Annotated in this window: 22 protein-coding genes, 1 pseudogene and 1 riboswitch; of the genes and pseudogenes, 22 read left to right on the top strand and 1 reads right to left on the bottom strand. The window is 43.5% G+C overall.

Going from position 1 to position 26,799, the window contains the following annotated elements; genetic code table 11:
• Positions 1–479 precede the first annotated feature (479 nt).
• From E4K68_RS16040 to pylSn, 16 genes and pseudogenes are all read left to right on the top strand, one after another.
• Positions 480–1,805 carry an MFS transporter gene (locus E4K68_RS16040; protein WP_135379928.1) on the top strand — a complete coding sequence of 442 codons (1,326 nt, stop codon included), beginning with the start codon at positions 480–482 and terminating at the stop codon, positions 1,803–1,805.
• Between the two features lie 743 nt (positions 1,806–2,548).
• On the top strand, positions 2,549–4,165 hold the full coding sequence (caiT, locus tag E4K68_RS16035; RefSeq protein WP_135379927.1) for an L-carnitine/gamma-butyrobetaine antiporter: 1,617 nt from the start codon (positions 2,549–2,551) through the stop codon (positions 4,163–4,165).
• A 47-nt stretch (positions 4,166–4,212) separates the two neighbouring features.
• Positions 4,213–5,658, top strand: coding sequence for a trimethylamine methyltransferase family protein (locus E4K68_RS16030; protein WP_199241801.1), 1,446 nt, complete (start codon positions 4,213–4,215; stop codon positions 5,656–5,658).
• Positions 5,659–6,029: 371 nt separating this feature from the next.
• The gene (locus E4K68_RS16025; protein ID WP_135379926.1) at positions 6,030–7,814 is read left to right on the top strand and encodes a sigma 54-interacting transcriptional regulator; all 1,785 of its coding nucleotides are present in this window, start codon (positions 6,030–6,032) and stop codon (positions 7,812–7,814) included.
• Positions 7,815–8,100: 286 nt separating this feature from the next.
• Positions 8,101–9,579: pseudogene (locus E4K68_RS21180) on the top strand (trimethylamine methyltransferase family protein).
• 42 nt (positions 9,580–9,621) lie between these two features.
• Positions 9,622–10,275, top strand: coding sequence for a corrinoid protein (locus tag E4K68_RS16010; RefSeq protein ID WP_135379923.1), 654 nt, complete (start codon positions 9,622–9,624; stop codon positions 10,273–10,275).
• Positions 10,276–10,310: 35 nt separating this feature from the next.
• The gene (locus tag E4K68_RS16005) at positions 10,311–11,729 is read left to right on the top strand and encodes a trimethylamine methyltransferase family protein (RefSeq protein WP_135379922.1); all 1,419 of its coding nucleotides are present in this window, start codon (positions 10,311–10,313) and stop codon (positions 11,727–11,729) included.
• A 305-nt stretch (positions 11,730–12,034) separates the two neighbouring features.
• Positions 12,035–12,214 (top strand): hypothetical protein, encoded by a 180-nt coding sequence (locus E4K68_RS16000; protein WP_135379921.1) that lies wholly within the window; start codon positions 12,035–12,037, stop codon positions 12,212–12,214.
• Positions 12,215–12,376: 162 nt separating this feature from the next.
• Positions 12,377–13,018, top strand: coding sequence for a corrinoid protein (locus tag E4K68_RS15995; RefSeq protein ID WP_135379920.1), 642 nt, complete (start codon positions 12,377–12,379; stop codon positions 13,016–13,018).
• 165 nt (positions 13,019–13,183) lie between these two features.
• On the top strand, positions 13,184–13,981 hold the full coding sequence (locus E4K68_RS15990) for a methyltetrahydrofolate cobalamin methyltransferase (RefSeq protein WP_135379919.1): 798 nt from the start codon (positions 13,184–13,186) through the stop codon (positions 13,979–13,981).
• A 246-nt stretch (positions 13,982–14,227) separates the two neighbouring features.
• The gene (locus E4K68_RS15985) at positions 14,228–14,941 is read left to right on the top strand and encodes a vitamin B12 dependent methionine synthase (protein WP_135379918.1); all 714 of its coding nucleotides are present in this window, start codon (positions 14,228–14,230) and stop codon (positions 14,939–14,941) included.
• A 265-nt stretch (positions 14,942–15,206) separates the two neighbouring features.
• Complete coding sequence (gene pylSc / locus E4K68_RS15980; RefSeq protein WP_135379917.1) at positions 15,207–16,040, top strand: pyrrolysine--tRNA(Pyl) ligase large subunit; 834 nt, start codon at positions 15,207–15,209, stop codon at positions 16,038–16,040.
• Positions 16,041–16,117: 77 nt separating this feature from the next.
• Entirely contained in the window at positions 16,118–17,185 is a 1,068-nt protein-coding gene (gene pylB, locus E4K68_RS15975; protein WP_135379916.1) for a methylornithine synthase PylB, read from the top strand.
• A 22-nt stretch (positions 17,186–17,207) separates the two neighbouring features.
• Positions 17,208–18,401, top strand: coding sequence for a 3-methylornithine--L-lysine ligase PylC (gene pylC, locus E4K68_RS15970; protein WP_135379915.1), 1,194 nt, complete (start codon positions 17,208–17,210; stop codon positions 18,399–18,401).
• Positions 18,398–19,225 carry a 3-methylornithyl-N6-L-lysine dehydrogenase PylD gene (pylD, locus tag E4K68_RS15965; protein WP_348982866.1) on the top strand — a complete coding sequence of 276 codons (828 nt, stop codon included), beginning with the start codon at positions 18,398–18,400 and terminating at the stop codon, positions 19,223–19,225. The genes pylC and pylD overlap by 4 nt, the downstream gene beginning before the upstream one ends.
• A gap of 82 nt (positions 19,226–19,307) precedes the next feature.
• Positions 19,308–19,631 (top strand): pyrrolysine--tRNA(Pyl) ligase small subunit, encoded by a 324-nt coding sequence (pylSn, locus tag E4K68_RS15960; protein WP_135379914.1) that lies wholly within the window; start codon positions 19,308–19,310, stop codon positions 19,629–19,631.
• A gap of 168 nt (positions 19,632–19,799) precedes the next feature.
• Here pylSn and E4K68_RS21490 read toward each other — a convergent pair whose 3' ends face one another.
• The gene (locus E4K68_RS21490) at positions 19,800–20,687 is read right to left on the bottom strand and encodes a lytic transglycosylase domain-containing protein (protein ID WP_158291441.1); all 888 of its coding nucleotides are present in this window, start codon (positions 20,685–20,687) and stop codon (positions 19,800–19,802) included.
• Positions 20,688–20,912: 225 nt separating this feature from the next.
• Positions 20,913–21,026, top strand: a riboswitch (TPP riboswitch).
• An 88-nt stretch (positions 21,027–21,114) separates the two neighbouring features.
• Between E4K68_RS21490 and thiD the strand changes: the two genes are divergently transcribed.
• The 6 genes from thiD to E4K68_RS15925 all read left to right on the top strand — a co-directional run bounded on the left by thiD (position 21,115) and on the right by E4K68_RS15925 (position 26,632).
• On the top strand, positions 21,115–21,918 hold the full coding sequence (thiD, locus tag E4K68_RS15950) for a bifunctional hydroxymethylpyrimidine kinase/phosphomethylpyrimidine kinase (RefSeq protein ID WP_135379913.1): 804 nt from the start codon (positions 21,115–21,117) through the stop codon (positions 21,916–21,918).
• Positions 21,915–23,144, top strand: a complete 1,230-nt coding sequence (cytX, locus tag E4K68_RS15945; protein WP_135379912.1) for a putative hydroxymethylpyrimidine transporter CytX — start codon at positions 21,915–21,917, stop codon at positions 23,142–23,144. The genes thiD and cytX overlap by 4 nt, the downstream gene beginning before the upstream one ends.
• On the top strand, positions 23,111–23,923 hold the full coding sequence (gene thiM, locus E4K68_RS15940; RefSeq protein ID WP_135379911.1) for a hydroxyethylthiazole kinase: 813 nt from the start codon (positions 23,111–23,113) through the stop codon (positions 23,921–23,923). The genes cytX and thiM overlap by 34 nt, the downstream gene beginning before the upstream one ends.
• Positions 23,916–24,548 (top strand): thiamine phosphate synthase, encoded by a 633-nt coding sequence (gene thiE / locus E4K68_RS15935; RefSeq protein WP_135379910.1) that lies wholly within the window; start codon positions 23,916–23,918, stop codon positions 24,546–24,548. The genes thiM and thiE overlap by 8 nt, the downstream gene beginning before the upstream one ends.
• A 135-nt stretch (positions 24,549–24,683) precedes the next feature.
• Positions 24,684–25,421, top strand: coding sequence for an SDR family oxidoreductase (locus E4K68_RS15930; RefSeq protein WP_135379909.1), 738 nt, complete (start codon positions 24,684–24,686; stop codon positions 25,419–25,421).
• 62 nt (positions 25,422–25,483) lie between these two features.
• Entirely contained in the window at positions 25,484–26,632 is a 1,149-nt protein-coding gene (locus E4K68_RS15925; protein WP_135379908.1) for a GDSL-type esterase/lipase family protein, read from the top strand.
• Positions 26,633–26,799 lie beyond the last annotated feature (167 nt).

The following is a 26,799-nucleotide window of genomic DNA, read 5'->3' as shown; positions in this document are numbered from 1 at the left end:
GAGCAGTCCCATAGCAAATTGTTTAACTTTACCATGCGACAAATCTGGTCCTGGATGGCTTGACAGAGTTAACATAAGGCGCTTACGCCGAGGCCAACGCTATCCTCGACATCTATTAGCCTTTGCCCTTGGATGAATGGGTGATGCAAATCGTTCACAGCATAGCAGAACTGGAAATTAAAGATTTACATACTGATGGAGGTTACTATAACCCGAAAATTGTGTAAGAAGCCTAAGCTCATTGGATTACGATGCCAGGATGCATTTTCTGAAATATCGCCCATAACTTTCCAGATACCTCGGTTCTTTAAAAGAGAAATCGAAAATAAAGCAAAACTATCCACTTTCAACACGAGTTTACAGTCATAACTCACTTTATTCAACCAAAAGGTAAGGGACTATATTTTTTGATTCGTAACCTTCCAAACCTCCTGGGGATTAGTGCTTTAAATTAGGTAAAAGAAAAAGGGGATGGATATATGGGATCGACGTTAGAGGATGTAGAGTTTAATCCTTTTCTTAAGAAACTGATAACTTTTGCGAGTGGTGGTCCTTTTTTAGATGGATATATTATGGTTATTATTGGGTTAGCGCTTATTCAATTAGGCCCCCGACTTAATCTCGATGTCTTTTGGACTGGATTAATTGGGGCATCTGCACTTGCAGGATTGTTTGTTGGTGGCTTAGTATTCGGATATGTCACTGATTTAGTAGGGCGTCAGCTTATGTTCACAATCGATCTAATCGCTATAATAATTCTTTCAATTATGCAGATGTTTATTACTACCCCGCTTGAGCTTTTTATACTAAGGTTTGCAATGGGAATGGCCGTAGGCGCCGATTACCCGATAGCAACCTCCATAATCGCGGAATTTACGCCTCGAAAATACCGGGCTATGTCTATGGGATTCATTGCAGGGGTTTGGTACGTAGGGGCAACTGTGGCTGACATTGTAGGCTACTTCTTACTTGATGTGAATGGTGGTTGGCGATGGATGTTAGGAAGTGCTGCCATACCCGCTATAATTCTCGTAATTGGTCGTTTGGGCACACCGGAATCACCCCGATGGTTAGTGAGTAAAGGGCGTATTGAAGAGGCCCGTGTGATCGTGAAGAAAATATTTGGCCCTGATGCTGAACCTATAATGGATGAACATATCGAAAAGACTCAGTTAAGTAAATTATTTAAATCAGGATATTTAAAGAAATTGGTATTTGTGGTTATCTTGTACACAGCTCAGGTTTTGCCGATGTATGCTATTTATACATTTGGCCCTCAGATATTGAATGCGTTTGGCCTAGGATCAGGAAATATGGCCGTATTAGGTGATATAGTAATCAGCGCCTTCTTCTTGATTGGCTGTATTCCAGCGATGTTTTGGCTGGAATCAGTAGGCCGACGCCGGTTGTGCATTATAGGTTTTGTTGTAATGGCTTTAGCAATGCTTGTTCTGGGTATGTTCCCGAGTGCACCTATAGTTATTATCATTAGCGCCTTTGCACTTTATGCATTCTTTTCTGGCGGCCCTGGTATTTTGGAATGGCTTTATCCAAATGAGCTTTTCCCAACTGAGATTCGAGCTACGGCAATAGGGATTGCTGTAGCTTCCAGCAAAATTTGTACATTTTTTGCTATGTTTATTCTACCGTATAGTATAAAAGAGTATGGAATCGGACCAACAATGCTCATTGGGGCAATAATTACGATTATTGGCTTAGTAGCGTCAGTAGTTTGGGCCCCTGAGACAAAAGGTATGACGCTAACCCAATCATCCATGGCACCATTGATTAAAGCCTCCAAATGAAAGTATTGCGCAAAAGAGGCCCCAGTCGAGCGATTCCCAAAAAACGTGGACGAAAACCCAAAGCGGTACGGAAGGAATGGCCAAGAACAACTGGAACTAGAAGAGAATCGACGAAAGAAACTCAACCCAAGTATAACGTCAACTGAATCATGTCTTACAGTACATAGTGTATGAAATTGTAGATGACTCTACGATTTTATACACTATTATTCGTTATATTTACACCTCGCCAGCATTAAAGGGTGATGAACTTAACTAAGTAGGGAATTTCTTGTGAAAAATGGCCCTGAGGTAGCAATTTTGCCAGGGTTGGAAATTGTAGTAAAAAGCTATGTAAAGGATGATCTTCCTTGGCATGAATCTTGCTATATATAACAGCAGACGACATTTTGCTGTTGGACGATAAAGAAATTCAAAAGGAGGTAAAGTTAAGGTCAAGAAATGTCAAACTGTTTTTATCCGGACATCCGGAAGGCCTTAGAATCTGGATCTGCTCAGTCTGTCAAGGACAATGAATGAAATTTCAAACTAAGAGCAGTCTTACAGCAAATTGTTTAACTTTACCATGCGGAGAATGTGGAAATTGATGGCTGAACATAGTTAAAGTAACGTACTCACGCTAACGCTATCCTCGGCATTCATTACCCTAAGGCATTGGATAAAGGGGTGATGCATGCAAATCGTTAACAGAAATGTTTGAAGAAACGGAAAAAAATAATTGTAACTATGAAAGGAGAAGGTTGATGAGTGACACGCAGAAAACGGTTCAAAAGTTAGAAACCGATAAAATTTTGTACTTTGCACCGATTATTTTGATAATAGGAGTTTGCATCTATCTGGGTCTTAATCTAAAAAGGGCCAGTGAGATAATCGATATTTCTTTTGCCTTCGTCACTGGAAATTTTAGCTGGTTTTATCAGATTTTCACGTTTGGTTGTTTGTTAGTTTGTTTGTACATGATTTTTGGCAAATACAGCACTCTTAGATTTGGTAATGAAAAACCGGAATTTTCCACTTTTAGCTGGCTGTCTATGATTTTCACCGCAGCCTTGGGCGGATCGGTGGTTTTGTGGGCCACCATTGAACCATTTTATTATCTGTCAGGACCTCCCTTTGACGTAAAACCGTTTTCCTATGAAGCATACCAATGGGCAACTGCCTATCCCTTGTTTCACTGGGGCTTTACTGGTAACTCCATGTACTGTGCCTTGGGAGTAGCCTTTGGCTATATGTTCTGGGTGCGTAAGAAAGACGTGAATAGAGCCAGCAGTGCCTGCGCTATGCTCTTGGGTGATAAAATTACCCGTGGCTGGGTCGGCAAAGTGATTGATGTCCTGCTGATTCTCTCCATCGTGGGCGGGATAGCCACAACCCTTGGGTTGGCTACACCATTGGCCAGTGAACTGATTGTTTCCGTTTTCAACATCCCGCGGACTATGACCATGGATATCAGTTTAATCCTTTTCTGGATCATCGCCATCTCTCTCTGCGTTTACAGCGGACTTCATAAAGGAATTAAATTGATCAGCAACATTCGGATGTGGCTAATATTTGCAGTTCTGGCCTATGTTTTCATTGTCGGCCCTAAAGTCTTCATATTGAATAATTTCTGCGAAGGCTTGGGTAATATGATGAATGGCTTCTTTAAAATGAGCTTTTATACTGAGCCTTTTGGCAACAAGGATTTTAACGGTTTCCCCCAATGGTGGACTATTTTCTACTGGGCTTGGTGGGCAAGCTATGCGTCACAAATGGGTATTTACTTTGCCCGGATCTCCAAAGGGCGTACGGTTAGAGAATTTTGCATCGCAATTTTAACTGCCACAGGACTGGGTGTATGGATTTTCTTCGCTGTCTTTGGCAACTACACATTGCATACCTTTATTAATGACCGTCTGCCACAGTTGGCAGACACCTTGAAAAATTCAGGCAATGCATTGGCGGTAGTGCAGGTCTGGGCATCCTTACCCCTGCCTAAGATGTTCCTTTTCGTCATGTTGTTAATGACACTTTTGGCGACGATTACATTGTTAAACGGTACTGCCTACACCTTAGCCATATTGAGCACTAAGAAAATAACCGGCGAGCAGGAGCCACCTGGCTGGAACCGGATTTCCTGGGTCTTTGTCTTGGGTATCTTGGCCTTGATCCTCATGGCCATCGGCGGCTTGAAAGCCGTGCAAACTTCTAGTGTCCTAGTATCGTTACCCATGCTGTTTATCTTTATCATCATCATTATAGGTTTCTTTAAAGTGATCAAGGAAGATGACTGGGGAAATTTCCAGCGGGATGCGGTAAAAACTGTGCCGTCAGCAATCGAAGCTGACCCTGTCTTAAACTCCGATGACAAATCGAAATAACGAGGAGAATGATGATGAGTGTGAGAACATTAAGAGCAGGCACTCCCATGATGTCTGGTTTTAGTTTGAATACTTTTACCGAAGAGCAATTGGATTTGATCCATTTCGCTAGTTTGGAAATTTTGCGGGATGTGGGAGTCAAGGTTGAGCTGGAAGAAGCGACGCAAATTTTTGCAGGCGCCGGCTGTATGGTGGAAAAACATAAGGACTACTCTATCGTGAAGATTCCTTCTTATGTGGTCGAAGACTGCCTGCGCTGGGCGCCAAGCAGTATCGTTTTTTATGGCCGTGACGAGAAGGATGACTATGCTGTGGATGGCAAACGAACTGGTGCGAGTCCCTTTGGCGAGAATGTTCAGGTGATCGACCGACAAAGCAGAAAGATACGGAGATCGGTCAAGCAGGATTTGGCCCAGGCTACCTTGTTGTGCGATTACTATAACCAGGTGCCTATGGTGGAGCGGTCGATGTGTTCTGGCGATCAAAACCCCGGGGCACAAACATTGCATAATTTTGAGGCCATGGTAACCAATACTTCCAAGCATATTCTTCTTTCCTTTGGTATGGGTGATAGCGCTAAAAAAATCCTTGAAATGGCGTATGCGGTGGCCGGAAGCAAGGGGAATTTTGAGAAACGTCCTTTTGTAACCGCTTTCGTCTGTCCCACCAGTCCATTGGTTTTAGTCAAACAATGCTGTGAAGGCACGATCACTGCGGCGAGAGGTGGCGCGGGTGTGGCTATCATCCCCATGGCGCTGAGCGGCGCAACTGCGCCGGCTACCTTAGGCGGAACATTGGTGCAGCATAACGCCGAGGTCCTAAGCACTTTGGTCTTGGCCCAATTGACCAGAAAGGGCACGCCCACCATGTACTGCACCTGTAGCACGATTATGGACTTGCGGTTCACCGTGGCTGCGGTAGGGGCACCGGAATGGGGAATGTTGAGTGCTGCTTTGGCCAGAGTCGCCCAGTATTACAAGTTACCTTTCTGGGGGAATGGTGGGCAGACCGACAGCAAATTGGTTGATGCCCAAGCCGGCTATGAATCTTCACTGACTATGCTGTTAACCACCTTGTCCGGCGCGAATATTACCTATGGGGCGGGCTGTCTGGAATCCGGCTTAACCTTTGATTTTGCTAAATTTGTTCTGGATATCGAAAACTTCACCCGGGTGCGCAAAGTGATTGGTGGAATCGATCTGAGCGATGAGTCGCTGGCTCTGGATATCATCAAAGAAGTTGGCCCAGGGGGGGAATTTATGACTCATCCGCATACCTTTAAACACATGAGAGAAATGTCCATTGCCGCAATTTTTGACCGGCGCAATCGTGAAGTTTGGATGGATTTGACCGGCGGCAAAGGTGTCACTGAACGTGCTTATGCTGAGGCCGAGCGAATTATAACTGAGCATAAGGTGGTGCCTGTATCAGCGGCTGCCATCAGTGTCATGGATGGAGTCATTAACGAGTTTGAATCTCAATTAGAGAAATAATAAGCCTTGAGAAATTCAGAGCCCCTTTCACGTTGGGTGGATATTATCCCTCTTATGTAGACAGTTAGGAAAACCCTATACTGTTTAAACATGAGAGGGATAATTTGTTATGGGAGAATACATACTCGCAACCGCAAAATATAAGTTCCATAATTGTAAAAATTATCTACTTTCGGAACCTTTTTGTTATATAATAATCCTATGCGAAGTCGACTTAAAACCTATGTAAATTACTTTTGCCTTGTAATCACACTACTTTAGTTCTAAAAAAAATTTTGCGCAGGGCGGGTATGGAAATGCTGAAAATATGTATGTAGAAGCAAATTGTATATTGATGTGGGCGAGAAATTTGATGTAAAGCAGGTGTCCTAATGCTAAAGAATAGCTCTCTTATTAAAGACGTGTTTGGAGCATTCATTTCGGATATACATCAGGGATTAGCTGTCATTGATTCAGCAGGTATATTGGAAATTTGCAATTCGAGTTTTGCAGAGATATTGCAGGTTGACCAGGTGTTTCTAATGAATAGAAAAATTTCGGAAATTATTCCGGGATTTCAAGAGCCTTGTTTTGGGTCTAATACGTTTATTAAACAGCCATATAATAGTAAAAACATTTGTTTAAAAACACTGCCTATGGGAAATGAAATCACCGGTACATTTTTTTTGGTCATCATATCTGAGGACGAGGACGAGGACGAGGACGAGGATCAGGATATGGAAAAGACGTTATTTCTAGATGAAGCATACAGAACCATTCTGGACAATATCGACGAAGGGGTGATGATAGTTGATTCTAGAAATAGGATCGTTTACTGCAATAGGGTTCAGTTAGAATTTGACGGGCTGAAACTTGAAAATATTATTGGTCGACATACGGCGGAAGTTTATAACTTTGATCCAGAAGACAGTACACTGGGGAAATGTTTAAAGAAAGAAGAGTTCTTTGGTACTTATGTTCAATACTACTGCTCTAATTATGGTAAGCATGTTCGTGTCACTGGAAATAATTTTCCAGTCAAACAACGAGAAAGAACTACGGGAGCAGTAGCTGTCTACAGAAATTTGCAAGAGAGTGAAGAGATGGTTGACAAAATAATTGACCTACAAAAGAGATTGGAGCTTGAGCAGTCGGATTTGCTTAGCGTCTTGGTCAGTGGTTCGTCAGCAAAAGAACGGAGTTTTTCGTTTGACGACATCCTTGGTGACAGTGTCCGTATTCGTGATAGCGTCAGTTGGGCAAGGGGTGCTGCCAAATCGGATTCACCAGTCTTTATTTACGGGGAAACCGGTACGGGCAAAGAGATGTTCGCCCAGAGCATTCACGGCAGCAGTAGTCGATGCCTAAAACCCATGGTGTCCATTAACTGCGCTGCCATCCCCGAAACATTGCTGGAGGGCATTATTTTTGGTACGGTCAAAGGTGTGTTTACTGGTGCGATTGACCGGAAAGGTTTATTTGAGGAAGCGGACGGCGGCACTCTCTTTTTAGATGAGATCAATTCCATGCCCCTTGGTTTGCAGAGCAAATTGCTCCGCGCCCTGGAAGAAAGAAAAATTAGGCGACTTGGAGGAAAGAACGAGATTCCTGTCGATGTACGCATCATTAGCACTTGCAATATCGAACCCCTAGAAGTCATCCGTCAAAATCTCTTGCGAAGTGATTTATATTACCGGCTGGCGGTGATTAACTTGGAAATCCCGCCTTTGCGCACAAGGAAAGAGGACATCAATCTTCTGGTAAGGATTTTTGTGAAAGGTTTTAATGTAAAAATGAAAAAGAATATTTGCGAAATTTCCCCAGATATATTCGCGCTGTTGGAAAGCCATGACTGGCCAGGCAATGTCAGACAGTTGAAACACTGGATTGAAGCGGCAATGAATATGGTTCCAGAGGATGAACCCGTTTTTAGCATAAAATATACGCCCCGAAATTTCAACTCCTTTATGGGTACTATGTCTATAATCAATGAAAAGATAAATCAACTCGAAGTGTTTACGGAGATTAAGGAGCAGGAATGCGCTAGGTTGATCAACGCTTTGAAACGGCATGGTGGTAATATCACCAAGGCGGCCAATGAATTGAGTATTAGCAGGCAGGTCCTGTATTATAGGATACGCAAAATGGGTATCAAACATAAAAATTATAAATTATAATTTTTAAATTAGTGAAGCAGTGTAAAAATATGTAGCAAAAATAATGCTACATATTTTTACACTGCTTTTAATTTTTACCTTAACGAAAGACGCATAGGTCAGAGAGAATCATTAATGTGGAACGATTTAATGGAAGAGATAAGAAAATCCAGCGATTCAGGGATGTACCAAGACTTTATCCGAAAAAATTCACAAAGGTTTATTTGCTGGTATAACTCTTGCAATAGAATTAGGACGTAGATAGCAATTGTTGCTGATCGAAAAAAATTAGAACGGAGGTTAAAGAATGTCAAGGAATGCACATGCCAGCTTTACTATGATGGGCGGTTTTGGAGTCAATGTCTTTTCACAGGATGAGCTTTATGCTATTCATTGCGCGACTCTCGATGTGTTACAGCATGTAGGAGTGCGAGTGGATAGCAAGGAAGCACAAGAGATATTTTGTGCTGCAGGGGCCACGGTTGATGCAAAATCAAACATCGTGAAAATTCCTCCATATATTGTTGAAGAAGCGGTCCGCTCAGCGCCGAGTACTATTTTGCTTGCCGCTAGGGACCCAAAGAAAGATTATATCTTGGAAAGCAACCGGGTGGGATTTGTTAATTTCGGTGAAGGGGTTAATGTAATCGATCCGGTTACCAGAAAATATCGTCGTAGCAATAAGCAAGATGTCGCCAATGCGGCTAAGATGAGCGATTATCTTTCGGAAATGGATATTAGCTATCGTGCGGTGGTGGCACAGGATTTCCCGGGTCCAGTTCAGGCGTTGCATAATGCGGAAGCAATTTTCCCCAACACCAGCAAACACTTTTTCATCGGCGCTGATGGGGTGAGAAACGCGCGAAAATTGATTGCTATGGCGGCGGCGGTGGCTGGTGGGCGGGATCAATTAAAGGAACGACCGATAATCAGTTTCAACGTCTGTCCGACCAGTTTGCTCAAGCTAATTCCGGAATGCACGGACGTGCTGATTGAAGCAGCGAGGGCAGGAATTCCGGTCAACATTATCTCTATGGCACTGGCGGGTGCTACTTCGCCAGTAACTCTAGGGGGAACGTTGGTAACGCATAACGCAGAAGTATTGAGTGCTATCATTCTCAGCCAATTAGCTTGCAAAGGAGCACCCTGCATTTACGGGTGTTCAACAACGATCATGGATATGCGGCACACTACGGCGCCTGTAGGTTCCCCTGAGTTGGGGATGATCAGCGCGGCTGTGGCTAGGATGGCCCAATATTATAATTTGCCAAGTTTTGTAGCTGGCGGATAGGCAGACAGTAAAATACCCGATGCTCAAGCTTCTCATGAAAAAACTCTGACAGGTCTCCTCGCTGCCCAGGGTGGCGCGAATCTGATCTACGGAGCGGGCATGCTCGACATGGGAATGACCTTTGACTTTGCTCAATTTGTAATGGATAACGAAATATTTAAGATGATTAGGAAGGTTCTGGGTGGAATTAACGTCTCTGATGAAAACATGGCTGTGGACATAATCAAGGAGATTGGTCCTGGCGGTGAGTTTGTCAGTCATCAGCATACCTTTGATCATTTTAAGAAAGAACAGTCCCATACCAAATTGTTTGACCGATCCATGCGGGAAACCTGGGTGATTGATGGAGAGACGAATTTGACTGACCGGGCGTACGCTGAGGCCAACTTCATCTTGAACAATCATACTCCTCTGCCATTGGCCGAAAGTATTATGCAAGTCATTAGGGATATCGTTGAGGAAGCGGAAAAAGAATATGCCGCGGAAAAAGAATAATTGTAGACGCCCTATAAAAGGGGAAAAACGGGAGGGATTACCATGGCTGATGAAGAGATTTTAAAAAAGATTATTGAAGGTGTTCAAGAAGGCGACGACGCGCAGGTAATAGAGTGGACTGGAAAAGCAGTTGCAGCTGGGATCGAACCTCTTGTGGTCATCAATGAGGGCCTCACCAAAGGAATTCAGGCAGTAGGTGCCTTGTTTGGTAACGGAACCTACTTCTTACCAGATTTATTGTTAGGTGCTAAAGCCATGGATGCGGGAATCAAAGTAATAGAACCGCTAATGGCTGGTCAAAAAAGGGAGTTTTTAGGACGAGTGCTGATGGGAACAGTTCAAGGCGATTTACATGAAATTGGCAAAAATATTGTAATAATGATGTTGAAGACGGCAGGATTTGAGGTGTTGGACTTAGGGATTGACGTTCCCGCCAAAAAGTTTATTGAGCAAACCCTGGATTTCAAGCCCGACATTATTGGAATTTCTGCGCTTCTGACAACGACTGTTGGGCGACAGAAGGAAATTGTTGAACTTCTGGAAGAAGAAGGTCTCAGAAAAAAAGTTAAGGTCATGATCGGCGGTGCACCAATTAACCAGAATTGGGCTGATACTATTGGAGCCGATGGATATGCTGAAGATGCTTCGGTGGCTGTCGATGTTGCCAAACGGCTTTTGGGAGTGTCGGCTGGGTAATTGAATGACGGCCAATAGAAAATGGAGGTAGAAAGATGAGATTTGATTACTATTCTGAGGTGCAACTTTTGCAGGTTCACGAAGCAAGCCTTGATCTCCTAAAAAGAGTGGGGATTAGTACTAGTTCAAAAAGGTTCCGGACACTACTTTTAGATCACGGCTGCATTGAAAAGGGTAACAGAATTCTTTTTACTCAAGATGTTATTGATAAAGGGATGAAAACTGTACCAGCTGTTTTCAATCTCCATGGCAGAAATGACCTGCATCGATTGGAAATCGGCAGTAAAAAAGCTTACTGTCAGACATTGGTTGGCGCTCCGTCTGTGATTGATATAGAGAGCGGAAAACGCAGGGATGCCCTACTCAAGGATTTGGAGGATATTACCCGCTTGGCGGATGCCCTGGACAATATCGATATTATTTCACCCCTCTTTCCCAGGGACGTTCCTCAGGAAATAATTCTGACGGTTGAGACGGCTACCTGTTTGCGTAATACTTCCAAACCCCTGAGTATCTGTGTGGAGTCCTCACGGGAATTGAAATTTATTAAAGAACTGTTGGTGGCAGCGGCAGGCAGCGAAAAGGCTCTCATGGAAAAACCTTTGGCCACTTTACCTGTTTCGCCGGTCAGCCCCTTGGAATATGGATTTGGACCAGCGGAAGCACTGTTAGATGTGGTGGAAGCGGGTCTGCCGTTAGGCGTGGAGCCTTGTCCACAAATGGGTGCTACTGGTCCGATGAGCATGAATGGTCTCGTTGCTATGCACAATGCGGAAATCCTGGCCGGCGTGATCGCGGCGCAGCTTTTCAAACCCGGCTGTCCCTTAACAATGTCCTCACGTGCGACATTTATGGATATGAGGACAGGTCTTGGATTATGGGCAATGCCTGAAATGGGTATGATGTCTGCGGGACTGAATCAATTAGGACGTTACTATCATATCCCTGTTGCTCCCGGTGGATATTGTGGAAGCTCCAAGATTGCAGATATGCAGAGCGGGTATGAACACCTTTACAACGCCTTAATGGAAGCTCTTGCTGGCAGTGACATCATCGGATCGGCTGGTTCACTAGATAATGCCTTGGTGGAGTGTTACACCATGCTGGTCATGGATGATGAGATTTCTTCGGTGGTTCAAAGAACCATAAGAGAATTTGAAGTTAACGAAGAGAACCTGGCGGTTGATGTTATAGCCGAAATAGTAGAAAACCACGATAATTTTCTCGGTCATAAACATACCAGGAAATATCTGCGATCTGGGGAATTATGGGTACCAACCATTAGCCAGAGACAAACATTCGAACAATGGGCCATTAAAGGCCAGAAAGTCGAGGATGTAGCAAAAGAAAAAGCCAAGAATTTAGTGGCTACTCATCAACCGGCGCCTTTAGGTGTCGAAGTCGAAAAAGAATTTGCAAAGGTTATTGCTGATGCAAAAAGATCATTGATGTAAGTACAGATTGACCATTGCCGGATGAGATGTCCATCGTTGTATGGAAGCAATCCTCGCACCATCTATTTAAGAATGGGGTTACACCAGGAGGACAGGACAATCCGTAGATTATCGAAATTAGGGAGCCTGCCCTCCTGTAACAAGAAAAATATACTTTATTTTCGCATCAGACCATTAGCAACCTACGCATTTTCTAGGCGGAGCTACACATGGGGGGTAGATCGGATTGATCGCGTGGACTCTAAATTCATGTAGGCGGGTGAAACTCCCGTACTCCTCGCCAATTAATCCAGAGGGTAAGCAGAATGAAATATTACTTAACGCCAGTGAAGTACTGTAAGAGATGTGTTTCAAAGGGATCACTAGCTAAAATGACTGTCTCAGAGTATCGGGGACAACAACGATTAGAAGAACTCGCGCACTTGGTCATGGATAACGTCGGTATCATCGATTATCATTTGGAATTGAAGATATCCGTGGTTTAAGACTACGGGGACCGTATGTAGGAAATCTATACGAAATAATGCTTGTTTTATCCATTTGGCGGAATAGCAAGCTTTATATAAAGACCTTTCATCCAGGTTAAGGAAGTCAATGCGAATTGGTAAACCAGATTTAAGTATTTTTAAAAGAGGAGGTAATTTGTAATGGTAACTTATGCGGAACTTGCACAAAGTGTTATTGCAGGCCAGAGGGACCAGGTCAAGAATCAAGTTACGAGTCTTATCGCAGCGGGAAATAACCCGTTGGAAATTGTGAGCGAGGGCTTAATTGCAGGAATGGATGTAGTGGGAGTTCGCTTTAAGGCTGGAGATATGTATGTGCCAGAAGTGCTCATGTCTGCGAAGAGTATGAGTGGCGGGCTAGAGATAGTTAAACCGTTAATTGCTGTAGCCGACCAAAAAAGCAATGGGAGGATTCTGATTGGAACGGTAAAAGGGGATCTCCACGATATCGGTAAAAACCTAGTTAGTATGCTGGTCGAAAGTGGCGGCTTTGAAGTGATAAATATGGGAGTAGATATTTCTGCCGAAGACTTTATTGACGCTAGTATTAAGCATGAACCTGATATTATTGCCTTGTCGGCGCTTTTAACCACAACCATGCCAGCTATGAAGGATATCATCGAGTTGTTAAAAGAAAACGGCCTTAGAGATAAAATTAAGGTGATTATCGGGGGAGCACCTGTTTCAAAGGATTACGCTGACACTATCGGAGCGGACGGGTATGCACCGGACGCTGGCTCGGCGGTAGAGCTTTGTAAGCAACTTCTGGCGTCTAAAGTCTAATATATTGTTTTAACTTGCAGAACTTACCTTTCTGGCCGTAGAACTCGGTTTTGTATAGTCTATTGTTATTAACAACAACGATGCCTTTCATAGAAGTTGCTGTCAAATCTTCGTAAACAGGGTTGAAAGGGAATCAGGATTGATCACACATGAGGAGGAAATGAAATGCTCATTGTAGGAGAATTAATTAATGCTAGTCGTAAGACCATTGGTGAGGCCATCAAAGCACAAGATGTTGAATACATTCAAAAGGTGGCGAAGGATGAGTTCGTGGCTGGGGCAAATTACATTGATGTTAACGCAGGTATCTTTGTTGGCAAGGAACTAGAATGCCTGCAATGGCTTGTTAAAACGGTTCAAGACGTTGTTGACGCACCTTGTTGTATAGACAGCCCAGATCCAAAGGCGATTGAAGCTGCCTTGTCCGTTCATAAAGGCATTGCGATGATTAATTCCATATCTCTAGAAAAGGTGCGTTATGATGCGTTGATTCCTGTTGTTGCAGGCACAGATTTAAAAGTTGTAGCGCTTTGCATGAGTGATGAAGGAATGCCTGAAACGATGGATGACCGGTTGAGAATTGCCGATAAGCTCATAAATGGGCTCGTCCAAAACAATGTGCCGCTTGACCACATTTATGTAGATCCGTTGGTACAACCGATCTCCGTAAACAGCACGTTCGCTGTAGAATTCATTAACTCCGTTGAAGCCATTATGACGCGATTCAAAGGAGTTCACACGATGTGTGGGCTATCTAATATATCCTATGGCCTTCCGGAGAGAAAATTCATGAATCATGCCTTTGCGATTATGGCTATTGGCAAAGGGTTAGATGGGCTGATTATTAACCCTTTGGATAAAATGATGATGGCGAGTTTGATCACGGCAGAAACACTGGCTGGTCGGGATGACTATTGTGCCAAATATCTTAAAGCCTATCGTAACAAACAATTCGAGATGTAGAATAAAAATATGGGAGCATCCTCTTCTCAAATAAGACAAAGAGGATGCTCCTTAAGTAAAACGAATTCGGAAAAATATACCGGCACCGATATTTCTACAAAACAACTTATCGGCTACACTCATTGTATTAGATGAGGTGAATTGGAGATCGAAGCGACTCCCAATAAAGTTTGGGAAAAGCGTGGTCTAAGGAGTAGATATAGGGTACATTAAGAAACTTATAAGTTTGAAATTGGGGAGGTTTATATGCAACGAATTGAGTGGAAAAACATAAACTTAGATACTTCCGAAATTTATCGGCGGATTGGTATGCCGAATGCGGACTCTGAACGGAGCCGGAATTTTAAGCCGGTGATCGAACAGATGCGACTCAAAGCGTTAGAACTGATTGACGTTCGCTGTATCTATGAGTATGTACCGGTGAAGGTTACGGGTACAGGAGAAATCCTGCTTGCAAATCAGTTTCCTTTCCAGGCTTCCACCGCTTTCTTTGAGGGGGCGCACGAAGTATTAATAGCAATCCAAACCATCGGCACTCGCCTTGAAGCAGAATCAGTTCGTTTGTTTGATGTAGGCGAGATGCTGGAGGGGATGGTCTTAGATGGTTGCGGGACAGTCGCCCTTGATGAATCCCTAGAATTATTAAGGGAGATGGTAGTCAAGCAAGTGATAAAACGCAGTTTACAGTCAGGTCATAGCTTATATCCAGGGGGGGTTCAGATCCCCTTAGAAGCTCAGAAAACCTTATTTAATCTGCTGGATGCAAGAGAAATTGGTGTGACTTTAGGGGACACGATGTTAATGTCTCCGATAAAATCTCATACCTTGCTTATTCCAATTGGACAAAAACTGAGTAAGTCGAACATGTCCTGCTCTATCACGTGTGATATGTGTGCCGAGCAGCGAACCTGTCCTCATAGCCGCTTGAAATTCGGCAAAGCCAAGCCAGCAACAACATAGACAATCGATTTGGTTAATGGTCATGGAGGTTTAAGGTATGGCGGTCTACCTAAGTAAGTGATGAAATTTAGTCATTTCTGGGCTCGAAACGCTTTGGGGACGTCCCGGATTAGGTAAAGTTGTCTCAGTTTTTGATGTTGGCATTGCAAGCTTCGTTAGAAACTAAACATGGGGGGTAGATCGGATTGATCGCGTGGACTCTAAATCCGCGTAGGCGGGTGAAACTCCCGTACTCCTCGCCAATAAATTCAGGGGGTAAGCAGAGTTGGAAATAACATGGACGCAGATCCAAAAACAAAGATTACAAGAACTCAACGCCAGTGAAGCACAACAAGCAATGTATTTCGATTATCCACAAGACCGCGACCGTGCCTTTCAAGAACAGGAACGTTTATTGGTGGTGAGAGGTAAGGATCGTCTGCAAGACTTGAAAGAGATAAAAAAACGCCCATCTTTATGTGTGCTTGAACAGCAACTTGTCGAAGCTTTGACTCGGAAGGGATTTGTTCAGGTTGTCACTCCCACGATTATTTCAAAAGGATCTTTAGCAAAAATGTCAGTCTCAGATGAACATCCGCTCTCTTCCCAAGTATTCTGGCTTGATGCCAAGAGGTGTTTGCGTCCGATGCTGGCACCCAATCTATACACGCTATGGAAAGATTTATTGCGTTTATGGGAAAAACCTATTCGCATCTTTGAGATAGGGACGTGCTACCGTAAAGAGTCTCAGGGTGCTCTTCATCTTAATGAGTTTACTATGCTGAATTTGACAGAACTGGGTTTACCAGAAGAGCAGAGACAGCAAAGATTGGAAGAACTTGCTGTCTTGGTGATGGATACAGCCGGCATTACCGATTATCAGTTAGAATCAACGACGTCTGTTGTTTATGGAGATACATTAGATGTTGTAAAGGGTATAGAATTAGGATCCAGTGCTATGGGGCCTCATCCTTTAGATGATCAATGGGGAATTATTGACCCCTGGGTGGGGATCGGATTTGGATTGGAACGCTTACTCTTGGTTAAGGAAGGAGCCCAAAATGTCCAAAGTATGGGTAGGAGCCTTACCTACCTTGATGGTGTACGCTTAAATATTTAAAGATACTCGGGGTGTGAACTAAAAAGCTATGATTGATTCTGTAATACTAGTATTTGCATAAGAAGGGGACTTTGACCATGGATACGTCGGGTATAAAATTGGATGTGATACTGGAAAAAGCGACCCAAGAAATCACCCTAGGCAAAAATGAGCTCCACTTTTTGTTGGGATTATCCGAGGGAAATGATCTTATTAAAGTCTTTGAAACAGCTCGTCTTCTTCGAACTCGCCACTTTAGAGACAAAGTATTTGTCTATGGCTTTGTTTATTTCTCGACCTATTGCCGAAACGAGTGTGCTTTTTGTCTATATCGTAAATCAAATCATACATTGAAACGTTATCGTAAAACTGATTCAGAAATAATGGCGACTGCTTTAAGCCTTGTAGAATCCGGAGTGCACTTACTAGATTTGACGATGGGAGAAGATCCGTTATATTTTGACAACCGCGAATCGGGATTTGCGCCCTTAATCAGGACCGTGGAACTTATCAAGAAACGTACAGAAATACCGATCATGATTTCCGCTGGTCTTGTTCCAGAGAAGGTTCTAAGGGGATTTAAAGAGGCTGGCGTCGATTGGTATGCCACGTATCAGGAAACACATAACCCGAATTTATACCGCAAACTCCGGCTTGGTCAAAGCTTTGACGAACGGATGGAACGAAAGGAAATGGCTCGAAAGATGGGCTTCCTTATTGAAGAGGGGTTACTCACCGGTGTCGGGGATACGGATGAAGACCTAGTTAACTCGCTGGAGGCGATGCGGGAGTTAGGAGCTGACCAACTCAGAGTGATGAGCTTTGTTCCTCAGTCGGATACGCCAATGCAGGATTTTCCTTCGGTACCTCGCTCAAAAGAGTTACTGATCATCGCAGTTATGCGTTTAGTTTTTCCGGATCGCTTGATTCCGGCTTCATTGGATGTGGATGGACTCAACGGCTTAGCGGAGCGTCTTAACGCGGGAGCTAACGTCGTAACTTCGATTATACCTCCTCAGTCTGGCTTGGCGGGAGTATCTAATCATTCGTTGGACATTGAAGACGGAAACCGCACGATTCCAAAGATAATTCCCATCTTAAAGCAAAATGGTCTTGCTCTAGCGAGCCGGGATGACTATGCAGCGTGGGTCTTGCAGCGGCAATAAGATTTCATGGGGGGGCATAGGCATGCGGGTAGCAATTGTAGGTGGAAAACTTCAGGGGGTCGAAGCGGCCTATCTTGCGAAAAAAGCCGGATGGGAAGTTGTCTTGATTGATAAGAAAACTTGGGTCCCGGCGGCAGAACTTTGTGATCAATTTTATGAACTGGATGTTACGAGCGTCGTTGAATGGAATTTGTTTTTCAAAGGGATTGATCTTATTATCCCCGCCTTAGAAAATAACGAGGCCTTAAAGAGCCTCGTGAGAACTGCGAATTATGCCAGTGTTCCCTTGGTATTTGATGAAGAGTCTTATGCGATTTCTTCTTCGAAAATTAGTTCGAACGAACTGTTTGCACGTAGTGGAGTCCCTGCACCAATCCCATGGCCGGAATGTGGTTTTCCTATCATCGTAAAACCTTCCGATGCTAGTGGGAGTGAAGGGGTCATTAAAATAAATAGTGCTTTGGAATATCAACGTTTATTGGCTGGAAAAAATTTAAGTGGCTGGGTTACCGAGGAGTATTTAGAAGGACCCTCCTATTCGTTAGAGGTCATCGGTTTCTCGGGATGTTACAAGGTATTAAAAATCACAGAACTTCATATGGATGAAGGCTATGATTGCAAACGTGTCGTGGGTTCTGCAATTTTGTCAGATAAACTCAAAATAGAATTTGAACAGATTGGTCTTAGTTTAGCTCGTAGTTTAAAATTGAATGGGATCATGGACATTGAAACGATACTCCATGAGGGACAATTAAAAGTTTTAGAAATTGATGCTAGGCTTCCTAGTCAAACACCGATTGCGGTTTATCACTCTACAGGGATTAATATGTTAGAAATCCTTGGAGAAGCCTTTGTGCAAGATAAGCCCTGGCAAGAATTTGATGTCTTAGAAAAACAGGGTGTAATCTATGAACATATCCACGTTGTGGACGAATATTTAGAAGTTTCTGGTGAACATATTATGGCTGACGCCGGTCCGCTTCATGTATATCAAGATTTCTTCGGAGCCGATGAAGCGCTTACAAGTTATTTACCAGATAAAACGGAGTGGGTAGCCACTTTGATTATCACAGGAGAAGACTGCCAAACAGCGTGGGATAAACGATGCATTGTTCTTCAAGAGATCTGCAAGGCATTTGGAATTAGACATTACCACGACCGTTACCCGGTAATTGAAGATAGCGAAGGATTTATTAGAATGGCATCAGGGAGATGATCGGTTTGACTCGACTTAAAGAAGATGATGTTGTTGAAATTGCCAGTACATTAGAGGAGTATAACGCTGATTTGGTGAGGATGACGGGTTGTTCTTTACGAGAGATTGCCGCCCATGCAGTAGGTAAGGTAGTTAGCGGAGGCTACGTTCAAAATCCGAAAGTCGCCGTGATTCCGATGACCTGTGGACAAGGTATAATAAAAGGTTTTGTTGAGTCGGTCGCCAGCATTATAGACTATCTCGGATTTGACGTCGTTATTACAAATAGCCGGGATGCAGGTGGTGTGGCTGAAGCTGTGCAAAATAGTTCGGAGATTTTGTTCATGGCAGATGATGATCGTTTTGTGGCTGTAAACGTGAGAACAGGTAAGGTCTCTGATAATGGAGATGCTACAGGCAAGGGATATGTGTCTGGCCTAGAGCTCATGTGCCATGGATTAATGCGTAAAAAAGTATTGGTAATCGGGGCAGGCCCTGTAGGTACTGGCGCTGCTTTAGCGCTAATGCACTTTGGGGCAGAGGTTTCAATATATGACATAGATTTGTCGGCTAGCCAAAGGTTATCTGGGAGGTTGTTAAAACAGGGTTATTCCGTAAAGATAGAAACAGACTTAGACGGCGCTTTAGGGAGGCATAGCATTTTGGTGGATGCTTGCCCAGCTGAAGATGTTATTTTGTTGCGGCATATCACAGGAGATACAAGGATTGCAGCACCTGGTATTCCACTGGGGGTGCAGGCAACAGGCGTTGAGCAACTTCCCAAACGATTGCTCCATGATCCATTGCAGATTGGAGTGGCTACCATGATTTTTGACGTTTTGTAAACGCCTCTCCCTAATCGCAAATCGCCTTGAAATTTTTCCACTCGAATCGCGGTAATCGTAGAATAGATTGGAGTCGAAATAGATGACGATAGATTCTGGAAATAAAAAACGTTATTATCGCAAGAATGTCGATTTTTTTAAGTTCGTAGAGAAATTAAAGTTATGGCCTTCGAGAAACGGGATTCTGCATGGCATTAAAAGCATGACGATCCATGGAAACACTGCAGAGATCGTAACCCATTGTAATGAAAAGTTTCAGATCTACAATTCCAAGCATAGCCGAGCAGCACGATGCCTTCGAAATAAGTTGTTTTTTCATGCCTGCGGTACCTGCAAAATCCCGGAATGGAAGTTAAAAAAATACTCAGCGACTTTTGTCAATCAAAACTATGGTTCTCGTTTGTAGAGATGACTTTCATTGGATTATTTGAACTTGTCCGGAGGACCTCTTCCTGAATTCTGTTTTAACTGCGCTCAAGTAAGCTTCAAACTTCGCTAGAGCGCTTTTCTATTTCAAGGTCTTAAGCCTAAAATACCAGAATCCAATTTGACACTGAACTTGTACCAATATTTATTAATGTGATCGGTTTTCATTCCAAAGCCGTTCGTATTTGTTGATGAGATTGGGTACCCTCTGAACATAGTTCAGAGTTTCAGGGATCTTTGCCCAGGAATGGTTCTCTACATTTCCTGGCCCAGCATTATAAGCCGCAAGTGCTTCCGGAAGATTACCAAATTCTTTCAGTTGTATTTGCAAGTAATGGGCTCCGCCGTCAATATTTTGAGCGGGGTCATATGGATTTACATTTAATGATTTCGCGGTAGACGGCATCAGCTGCATTAAACCCAATGCCCCAACGGGACTAACTGAGTTCGGGTCTCCACCGGATTCTTGTTCAATTACGGCTGCAATTAAGGCAGGCTCAAGCGTATACTTCTTAGCGGACACTTCAATTTCCTTTTGCCAACGTAGTACCCTATCGTTGAGATTGATGGGTTGAGAATTCTCACCAACAATAATGGTCTGGCCCTGGTAGGTAATAATGGAAATACCCCAGAACTCTACAAAAGTATTTCCTGCAGCAGCTACGTCAATCTTGAGCTTTGCCCAGGGCGTCGAATTTCCTTGGGCTAGGTCCTCTGTGATCGCTGTTTTTATCCCTAGAACAGTTTTGATATCTTGGTTTACTGTGTTCGCTTTAACCTTAAACTGAGCTAGCTTTTGCCGTTTATAGATCTTGGTTTGTGTGACGTCAGTTTTTTCGCCAGGTAGCGAAGGCACCAACCAAGCCGGCGGGTTGCGATTGCTGAGGACGTCGATCAAGCCTTCCCATGTCGGCCTAGTTGTAGAACAGAAAAATAAGAGATAGATCACTAACAAACACATGCTAGTAGTTAATAATAGTCCACGTCGTTGCTTTAGAAAATTAAAGACCTTATTGTTAATTTTGGCTACGGTCATAGTTACACCTCTAAAATTTCATCCGTTTTACTATATCATAAGTCGTAAGAAATGCTGTAAACCATTTAATGGCTATCCCAAAGAACGAAAGTGGGATTGAGTAGGACGGGAATTGGAGGAATACAAGAGTAACTAGTATAGAGGGAATGAACGTATTATAATGGTAAATGACGGATGAAGACGTTGACTTTAGGCTTTTCCCATGTTAAATTTAACAAACAATATTGCAATGGGCGGGGGAGCTGGAAAGGCTGGCTGAGATTTAGACCCTATAAGGTCTAAGACCCTATTAACCTGATCTGGATAATGCCAGCGTAGGTAAGCAGTTTTACTCTTTTATGTAGATGAAGGAGCACAAACCCTATTCTGGGGGGTCTGTGCTCTTTTTTAGACTTTAAGAGAATTCAAGAATGTTTAGGAGGACGTCATGAAAAAAGTACTTACCATAGCTGGTTCAGATTGCAGTGGGGGAGCGGGAATTCAAGCTGATCTAAAGACTTTTTCTGCTCATGGAGTCTATGGAATGAGTGTTATAACCGCAGTTACCGCCCAAAACACCCAAGGAGTTTTTGCAGTACAGGATATCTCAAGAGATGTAATTGCCAAACAAATCGAGGCAATCTTTGAGGATATTGAGGTCGATGGGGTAAAAATAGGTATGGTTTCTCAAGTTCAGACCATAGAAGTAATTTCTGAACAGTTGAGGCGTTATAAGCCACAAACGATCGTTGTTGACCCAGTCATGGTATCTAAAAGCGGCTACCACTTGTTAAATCCAGAGGCGGAATCAACGCTGATAAAAGAATTACTGCCTTTAGCTATGATCGTAACTCCTAATATCCCGGAGGCTGAGGTAATGACTAAAATGTCCATTAACACTCTGAAGCAAATGGAAGAGGCTTCTAAAGCTATTTATCAGATGGGGGCCAAGAATGTTCTGCTGAAGGGGGGGCACCTAGAGGATGACTCGACTGATATCCTCTATGATGGACGGGAATTCAGTTATTTTTCCACGTCTCGAATTGCTACTAAAAATACTCACGGAACGGGCTGTACTCTTTCGTCCGCTCTTACTGCAAATCTAGCTCTGGGGTATCATCTGAACGAGGCTGTCTCACGAGCAAAGGAGTATATTACAACGGCCATTCAACATTCTTTAGCCATTGGCAAAGGCGTAGGGCCAACCCATCACTTTTATGAACTTTACAAAAAGGCGGGATTAATCGAGTGAGTTTAGAAAATAAGAATAACTTAAGCATGTTTAACTTTACAACCCTCTGGTTCGGCGCGGCGATTTCTGTAGCAGAAATTTTAGCGGGAGGGCTGCTGGCTCCACTGGGTTTTAAGATGGGCCTTTTGGCGATTATTTTGGGACACTTGGTGGGAACAACTCTTCTAGTTTTGGGAGGAATCATTGGCACGAATGAGCGGATTCCAGCTTTGGTGTCTACCAGAATTTCCTTTGGCCAGTATGGTTCGTACTTATTTTCAATTCTTAACGTTTTACAGTTGCTGGGTTGGACAGCCGTGATGATTATATCCGGGGCGCGATCGGTTAACCAGATTACGAAACTATTATGGGCATTCGATCATTTGACAGTTTGGAGCTTAATTATTGGGGCCTTTATCTTTGTTTGGGTTTGGCTCGGAAAAGATACCGGCTGGAAAAAGGCCAACCACATTGCCGTTATTTTATTGTTTCTTTTAACAATAGTCTTAAGCGTTATAATTTTCCGTAACCATGAGTTGTTTAGTAAGCAGGTTACTGGGGAAATGGCCTTCGGCTCAGCTTTAGAATTAGCAGTGGTCATGCCCTTATCTTGGTTACCCCTGATCTCCGACTATACTCGATTTGCCAAGACAAAGCGAGGGGGAGCCGGAGGCAGCTGGCTTGGTTACTTTTTCGGTAGCAGCTGGATGTACATTATCGGGTTAGGCGCTGCCATAGTAGCATCAGATCCAGACCCTTCAGCCATGTTACTAGCTGCAAATCTTGGTGTCGTAGCCTTAGGAATTATCGTCTTGGCGACCGTAACAACGACTTTTCTGGACGCATATTCCGCAGGGGTTACTTTTCTAAACATATTTCCAAACTTAAAGGAAAAAACAGTGGCCTTAGTTATGACCGCGATTGGAACAGGACTTGCGATCATCGTTAATATTGAGCAATATCAGGATTTCCTCTATGCCATTGGCTCGGTTTTTGCGCCTCTGTTTGCTATTCTGTTGACGGATTATTTTCTTTTGAAAAATAAGAAGATACGAGTGGAATTATTGGTAAACTGGGGTACTTTAGCCCTCTGCATATTGGGAACGGTATTATATTACCAGTTTATCAACTTGAATTTTGTTCTGGGAGCTACAATACCGGTTATGGTGTTGATTAGCTTACTACATTCTATAACTTGGAGGTTGACAGTCAAATGGAATTACGTGCGAAAATCTCTGCGAACTTAAGGGCTGTTAAAGAAAAGAGCCCGTTGATTCACCATATTACGAACTATGTTACCGTCAATGATTGCGCCAATATTGTCTTGGCGATCGGTGGTTCGCCTGTAATGGCGGATGACCTGGAGGAAGTCGCAGAAATGGTCGGCTTTGCTTCAGCCTTAGTCCTTAATATTGGCACACTCAATTCTAGGACGATTGAGAGCATGCTGGTTGCGGGGTTAAAGGCGAAGGAATTAGGCGTTCCAATCATTCTAGATCCGGTAGGGGTAGGAGCAACAAAGCTGCGCACCAATACGTCTGAAAGACTGATCAGAGAAGTTAAACCCGATGTGATCCGGGGTAATATGTCCGAAATCAAAGTCTTGGCGGGCTTAGATGTGGCCATTAAGGGAGTTGATTCGCTCGCGGACGAACAAGATAGTTCCATCGTCGCCAAGAAACTAGCGTCCGAATTAAATTGCGTTATCGGCATTACAGGAAAGACGGATGTCGTTTCTGATGGCCTTCAAGTTTGTTTACTGGATAATGGACACCGAATTTTGTCAGATGTCACGGGCACCGGGTGTATGACAACATCCCTCGTGGGTACTTTTTGCGGTGTCACAAACGATTACTATGCAGCAGTTGTAGCAGGAATTATCAGCATGGGCCTCGCAGGAGAAATCGCTCAGGCCTCGTTGCACCATGGAGAGGGAATAGGAACTTTTCGAGCCAGGCTGTTAGATAGTATTTATAACCTAACCCCCGAGATCTTGGCTCAAGAAGGGAAAATTAGATATGAGTGAGATTGAGGTAGACTACAGTCTGTATCTTGTTACGGATCGTGAACTGCTTGGAGAACGGGATTTGTGTGATTGTATTGAGGAAGCTATTAAGGGTGGAGTTACCCTGGTACAACTGCGTGAAAAATCGGTCTCTACTCGAGAATTCTTACAACTGGCTCTTAGGGTAAAAGAGATAACCTCTCGTTACAAAATCCCTTTGATTATTAATGACCGACTGGATATTGCACTTGCGGTCGATGCCGAGGGATTACATGTGGGACAAGACGATCTCCCAATGATTAAAGCGAAAGAACTCTTTCCCAATAAAATTATTGGTGTTTCCGTTAGCACCCAAGAAGAAGCTCTTTTAGCCCAAGAACAGGGTGCTGACTATTTAGGAGTTGGGGCTCTTTTTAAAACATCTACCAAGACCGATGCCACCGAGGTTAGCTTCGAGCAATTAAAGCTTATCAAAAATTCCGTGAAAATCCCCGTTGTTGCCATCGGGGGAATCAATTTAACAAACGCGCTACAAGTTATGTCAACAGGTATTGACGGAATTTCCGTTGTATCTGCCATTTTGGCTAAGGAAAATATCCAAGGGGCTGCAAAGCAATTGCAAGATATCATCAAACAATCTATTTAGACAATCATCGAACAAGGGGCCACTCAAGCAGGGGTCCCTTGTTCGATTTGTTCATTATTTCTTGTCGCGTTTTGGTGTGTGGGTTATACTAGAAAGCATAATGACTATGTAAAAGTTATTGAGGGGGAATTTAGAATGTTACAAGGAAAAATCGCACTGATTACAGGAGGCGGAACTGGGATCGGAAGGGCAATTGCTTTAATGTTAGCCCGATCCGGAGTAAATATTGCCATTAATTATTCTCGTTCTGAAGAAGAGGCCTTAAAGACTTCCCGAGAGGTCGAAGGTTTAGGAGTTCGCTGTTTGACCTATAAAGCTAATGTCTCGCAAGATGTTGAGATTAGGGCGATGATCAGTCAAGTAGTGGCTGATTTTGGAAAACTGGATATCTTAGTTAATAATGCAGGAATGACTCATTTCGTAGAGCATGCAGATCTAGAGGGAATGAAAGAGGAGTATTGGGACGATATTATGGGCGTTAATGTCAAGGGCCTGTTCTTTTGCTGCAGGGCTGTTTCCGCTGAACTTAAGAAGAATCGAGGGTGTATCGTTAATATCGCTTCCATTGCAGGACTCACTGGATTAGGGAGTTCTATTGCCTACTCGGCTTCAAAGGCGGCGGGAATTAGTATTACCAAATCGTTGGCTAGGGTCATGGCCCCAGAGGTCAGGGTTAATGCAGTGGCTCCCGGAATCGTTCAGACACGTTGGGTGGAGGGGAAGGAAGACCATATCGCGCATCTAGCGGCCGGCACCCCGCTCGGTCGTGTTGCAGGCCCAGAGGATATCGCCGAAGTAGTCTATTCTTTAATTGCAAATGCAGGATTCGTTACTGGACAAACCATTGTCGTCGACGGAGGAAACTTTATTTAATATTGACCAGTAATTTGAAGCCTCATAGACAAGCCAGTATTTGTTTAAAGGGAGGGAAACCCTTGAGATTGCGCAATACGAGCATCTCGGTGTTTATAATAAACCTCATGGTTTTACTTATCTTAACTATGCTCATCCCTAGGGACGTGGTAGCAAGCCCAGTATCAGTCAGTAATCTGGTCTCATTAGGTGATTCGATTGCCTATGGCACAGGCGCTCCTACTGGGCTAGGATATACAGATCTCTTTTTTTCTTACTTGCAAAGTAAGCAGGATGAAGAGGGTATTCAGCTCTTTAATTTATCGAAACCTGGTGCGAAGAGTAGCGGTCTCCTAAATCAATTAAGAGACGACGGGACTCTGAAAGACCCCTTAGCACATGCGCGTGTCGTGACCGTCAGCATTGGCGGAAACAATCTACTTGAACCTGTGATTCGGGCGGTAGCAACCGCTTACCATCTTGATCTCAATAGCCCGCAACTGGGAGAGCAGCTAGTAAAAGCTCTACAAACGGACAAAGAACTGAATAAAACATTTTATGACATCGCTCTTTCTGGAACCTTGGAAACGGAGTTAAATAGTGGTGTGGCTGAGTTTGAGGCGAATTGGCCGCAAATAATAGGAACAATTAAAACATCAACCCCGGAAGCTCAGATTTTTGCATTGACCGTATATAACCCGTTTTCTCCAGGGGACATTATGTTTTCTCTATTCGATCCTTTTGTCCAGCAGATTAACACGACGATTAGAGTTGGACAAGGGTATACTGTCGCGGATATATATTCGTGTTTTTTGCAGGGATTTGATCTAAAACCTCTGAACTTCGATTTCTTACAAGGCCACATTGATCCACACCCTACGCAGCAAGGTCACAAGATGATTTTTCAGACTCTATCGATCTTATTTGATCTTGCCGAGGCTTCTCCTTGGGAGAGTAAAACAGGAGTAGTGGCTAACAAGACATGGACCATTAAATTTAGCACGAGTTTAGCAGAATCGGCTGGGGAATTTATTCAAGTCTATACGGCAACAGGTCTCCCAGTGAACGTTTCGCTGAAACAAGGAGGGCTATGGTCGGATTCCCTGATTGTGTCGCCTCCTCATGACGGCTATCCTCCAGGGCTTTATAGCCTTTATATAAAGAGTGGATTGCCCGCTAAATTGGGTCTGAAATTGGATCGAAGCATGAGAATGGATTTTATCGTGGAATGATGGATTCTAGGAGGGAGGTCCTTCTCCATTGCGGGAAGGACCTCGCGATATTTTCTTTAGGACACTTGACAAGAAGCAGAATTTAAGTATAATAAAGACATAGACACTAAAAAGTAAGATTCAGTTTATCAGAAATTTGTTGGTCGCGTGCTAGGTAAAGTTTCGAT

It is taken from the genome of Desulfosporosinus sp. Sb-LF, from assembly GCF_004766055.1.
Classification (GTDB): Bacteria; Bacillota; Desulfitobacteriia; order Desulfitobacteriales; family Desulfitobacteriaceae; genus Desulfosporosinus.
The sequence above is the reverse complement of the archived record's forward strand: the minus strand, read 5'-3'. Positions and strand labels throughout refer to the sequence as shown.

Excerpts from the sequence above, each read along its gene's own strand:
- E4K68_RS16005 (WP_135379922.1), top strand. The coding sequence starts at position 10,311 with ATGAGATTTGATTACTATTCTGAGGTGCAACTTTTGCAGGTTCACGAA.
- pylSn (WP_135379914.1), top strand. The coding sequence starts at position 19,308 with ATGACGATAGATTCTGGAAATAAAAAACGTTATTATCGCAAGAATGTC.
- pylB (WP_135379916.1), top strand. The coding sequence starts at position 16,118 with ATGGATACGTCGGGTATAAAATTGGATGTGATACTGGAAAAAGCGACC.
- E4K68_RS16025 (WP_135379926.1), top strand. The coding sequence starts at position 6,030 with ATGCTAAAGAATAGCTCTCTTATTAAAGACGTGTTTGGAGCATTCATT.
- E4K68_RS15930 (WP_135379909.1), top strand. The coding sequence starts at position 24,684 with ATGTTACAAGGAAAAATCGCACTGATTACAGGAGGCGGAACTGGGATC.
- thiM (WP_135379911.1), top strand. The coding sequence starts at position 23,111 with ATGGAATTACGTGCGAAAATCTCTGCGAACTTAAGGGCTGTTAAAGAA.
- pylC (WP_135379915.1), top strand. The coding sequence starts at position 17,208 with ATGCGGGTAGCAATTGTAGGTGGAAAACTTCAGGGGGTCGAAGCGGCC.
- thiD (WP_135379913.1), top strand. The coding sequence starts at position 21,115 with ATGAAAAAAGTACTTACCATAGCTGGTTCAGATTGCAGTGGGGGAGCG.
- E4K68_RS16030 (WP_199241801.1), top strand. The coding sequence starts at position 4,213 with ATGATGTCTGGTTTTAGTTTGAATACTTTTACCGAAGAGCAATTGGAT.
- E4K68_RS15990 (WP_135379919.1), top strand. The coding sequence starts at position 13,184 with ATGCTCATTGTAGGAGAATTAATTAATGCTAGTCGTAAGACCATTGGT.
- E4K68_RS16000 (WP_135379921.1), top strand. The coding sequence starts at position 12,035 with ATGAAATATTACTTAACGCCAGTGAAGTACTGTAAGAGATGTGTTTCA.
- pylD (WP_348982866.1), top strand. The coding sequence starts at position 18,398 with ATGATCGGTTTGACTCGACTTAAAGAAGATGATGTTGTTGAAATTGCC.
- thiE (WP_135379910.1), top strand. The coding sequence starts at position 23,916 with ATGAGTGAGATTGAGGTAGACTACAGTCTGTATCTTGTTACGGATCGT.
- E4K68_RS16010 (WP_135379923.1), top strand. The coding sequence starts at position 9,622 with ATGGCTGATGAAGAGATTTTAAAAAAGATTATTGAAGGTGTTCAAGAA.
- caiT (WP_135379927.1), top strand. The coding sequence starts at position 2,549 with ATGAGTGACACGCAGAAAACGGTTCAAAAGTTAGAAACCGATAAAATT.
- E4K68_RS16040 (WP_135379928.1), top strand. The coding sequence starts at position 480 with ATGGGATCGACGTTAGAGGATGTAGAGTTTAATCCTTTTCTTAAGAAA.
- E4K68_RS21490 (WP_158291441.1), bottom strand. The coding sequence starts at position 20,687 with ATGACCGTAGCCAAAATTAACAATAAGGTCTTTAATTTTCTAAAGCAA.
- E4K68_RS15995 (WP_135379920.1), top strand. The coding sequence starts at position 12,377 with ATGGTAACTTATGCGGAACTTGCACAAAGTGTTATTGCAGGCCAGAGG.
- E4K68_RS15985 (WP_135379918.1), top strand. The coding sequence starts at position 14,228 with ATGCAACGAATTGAGTGGAAAAACATAAACTTAGATACTTCCGAAATT.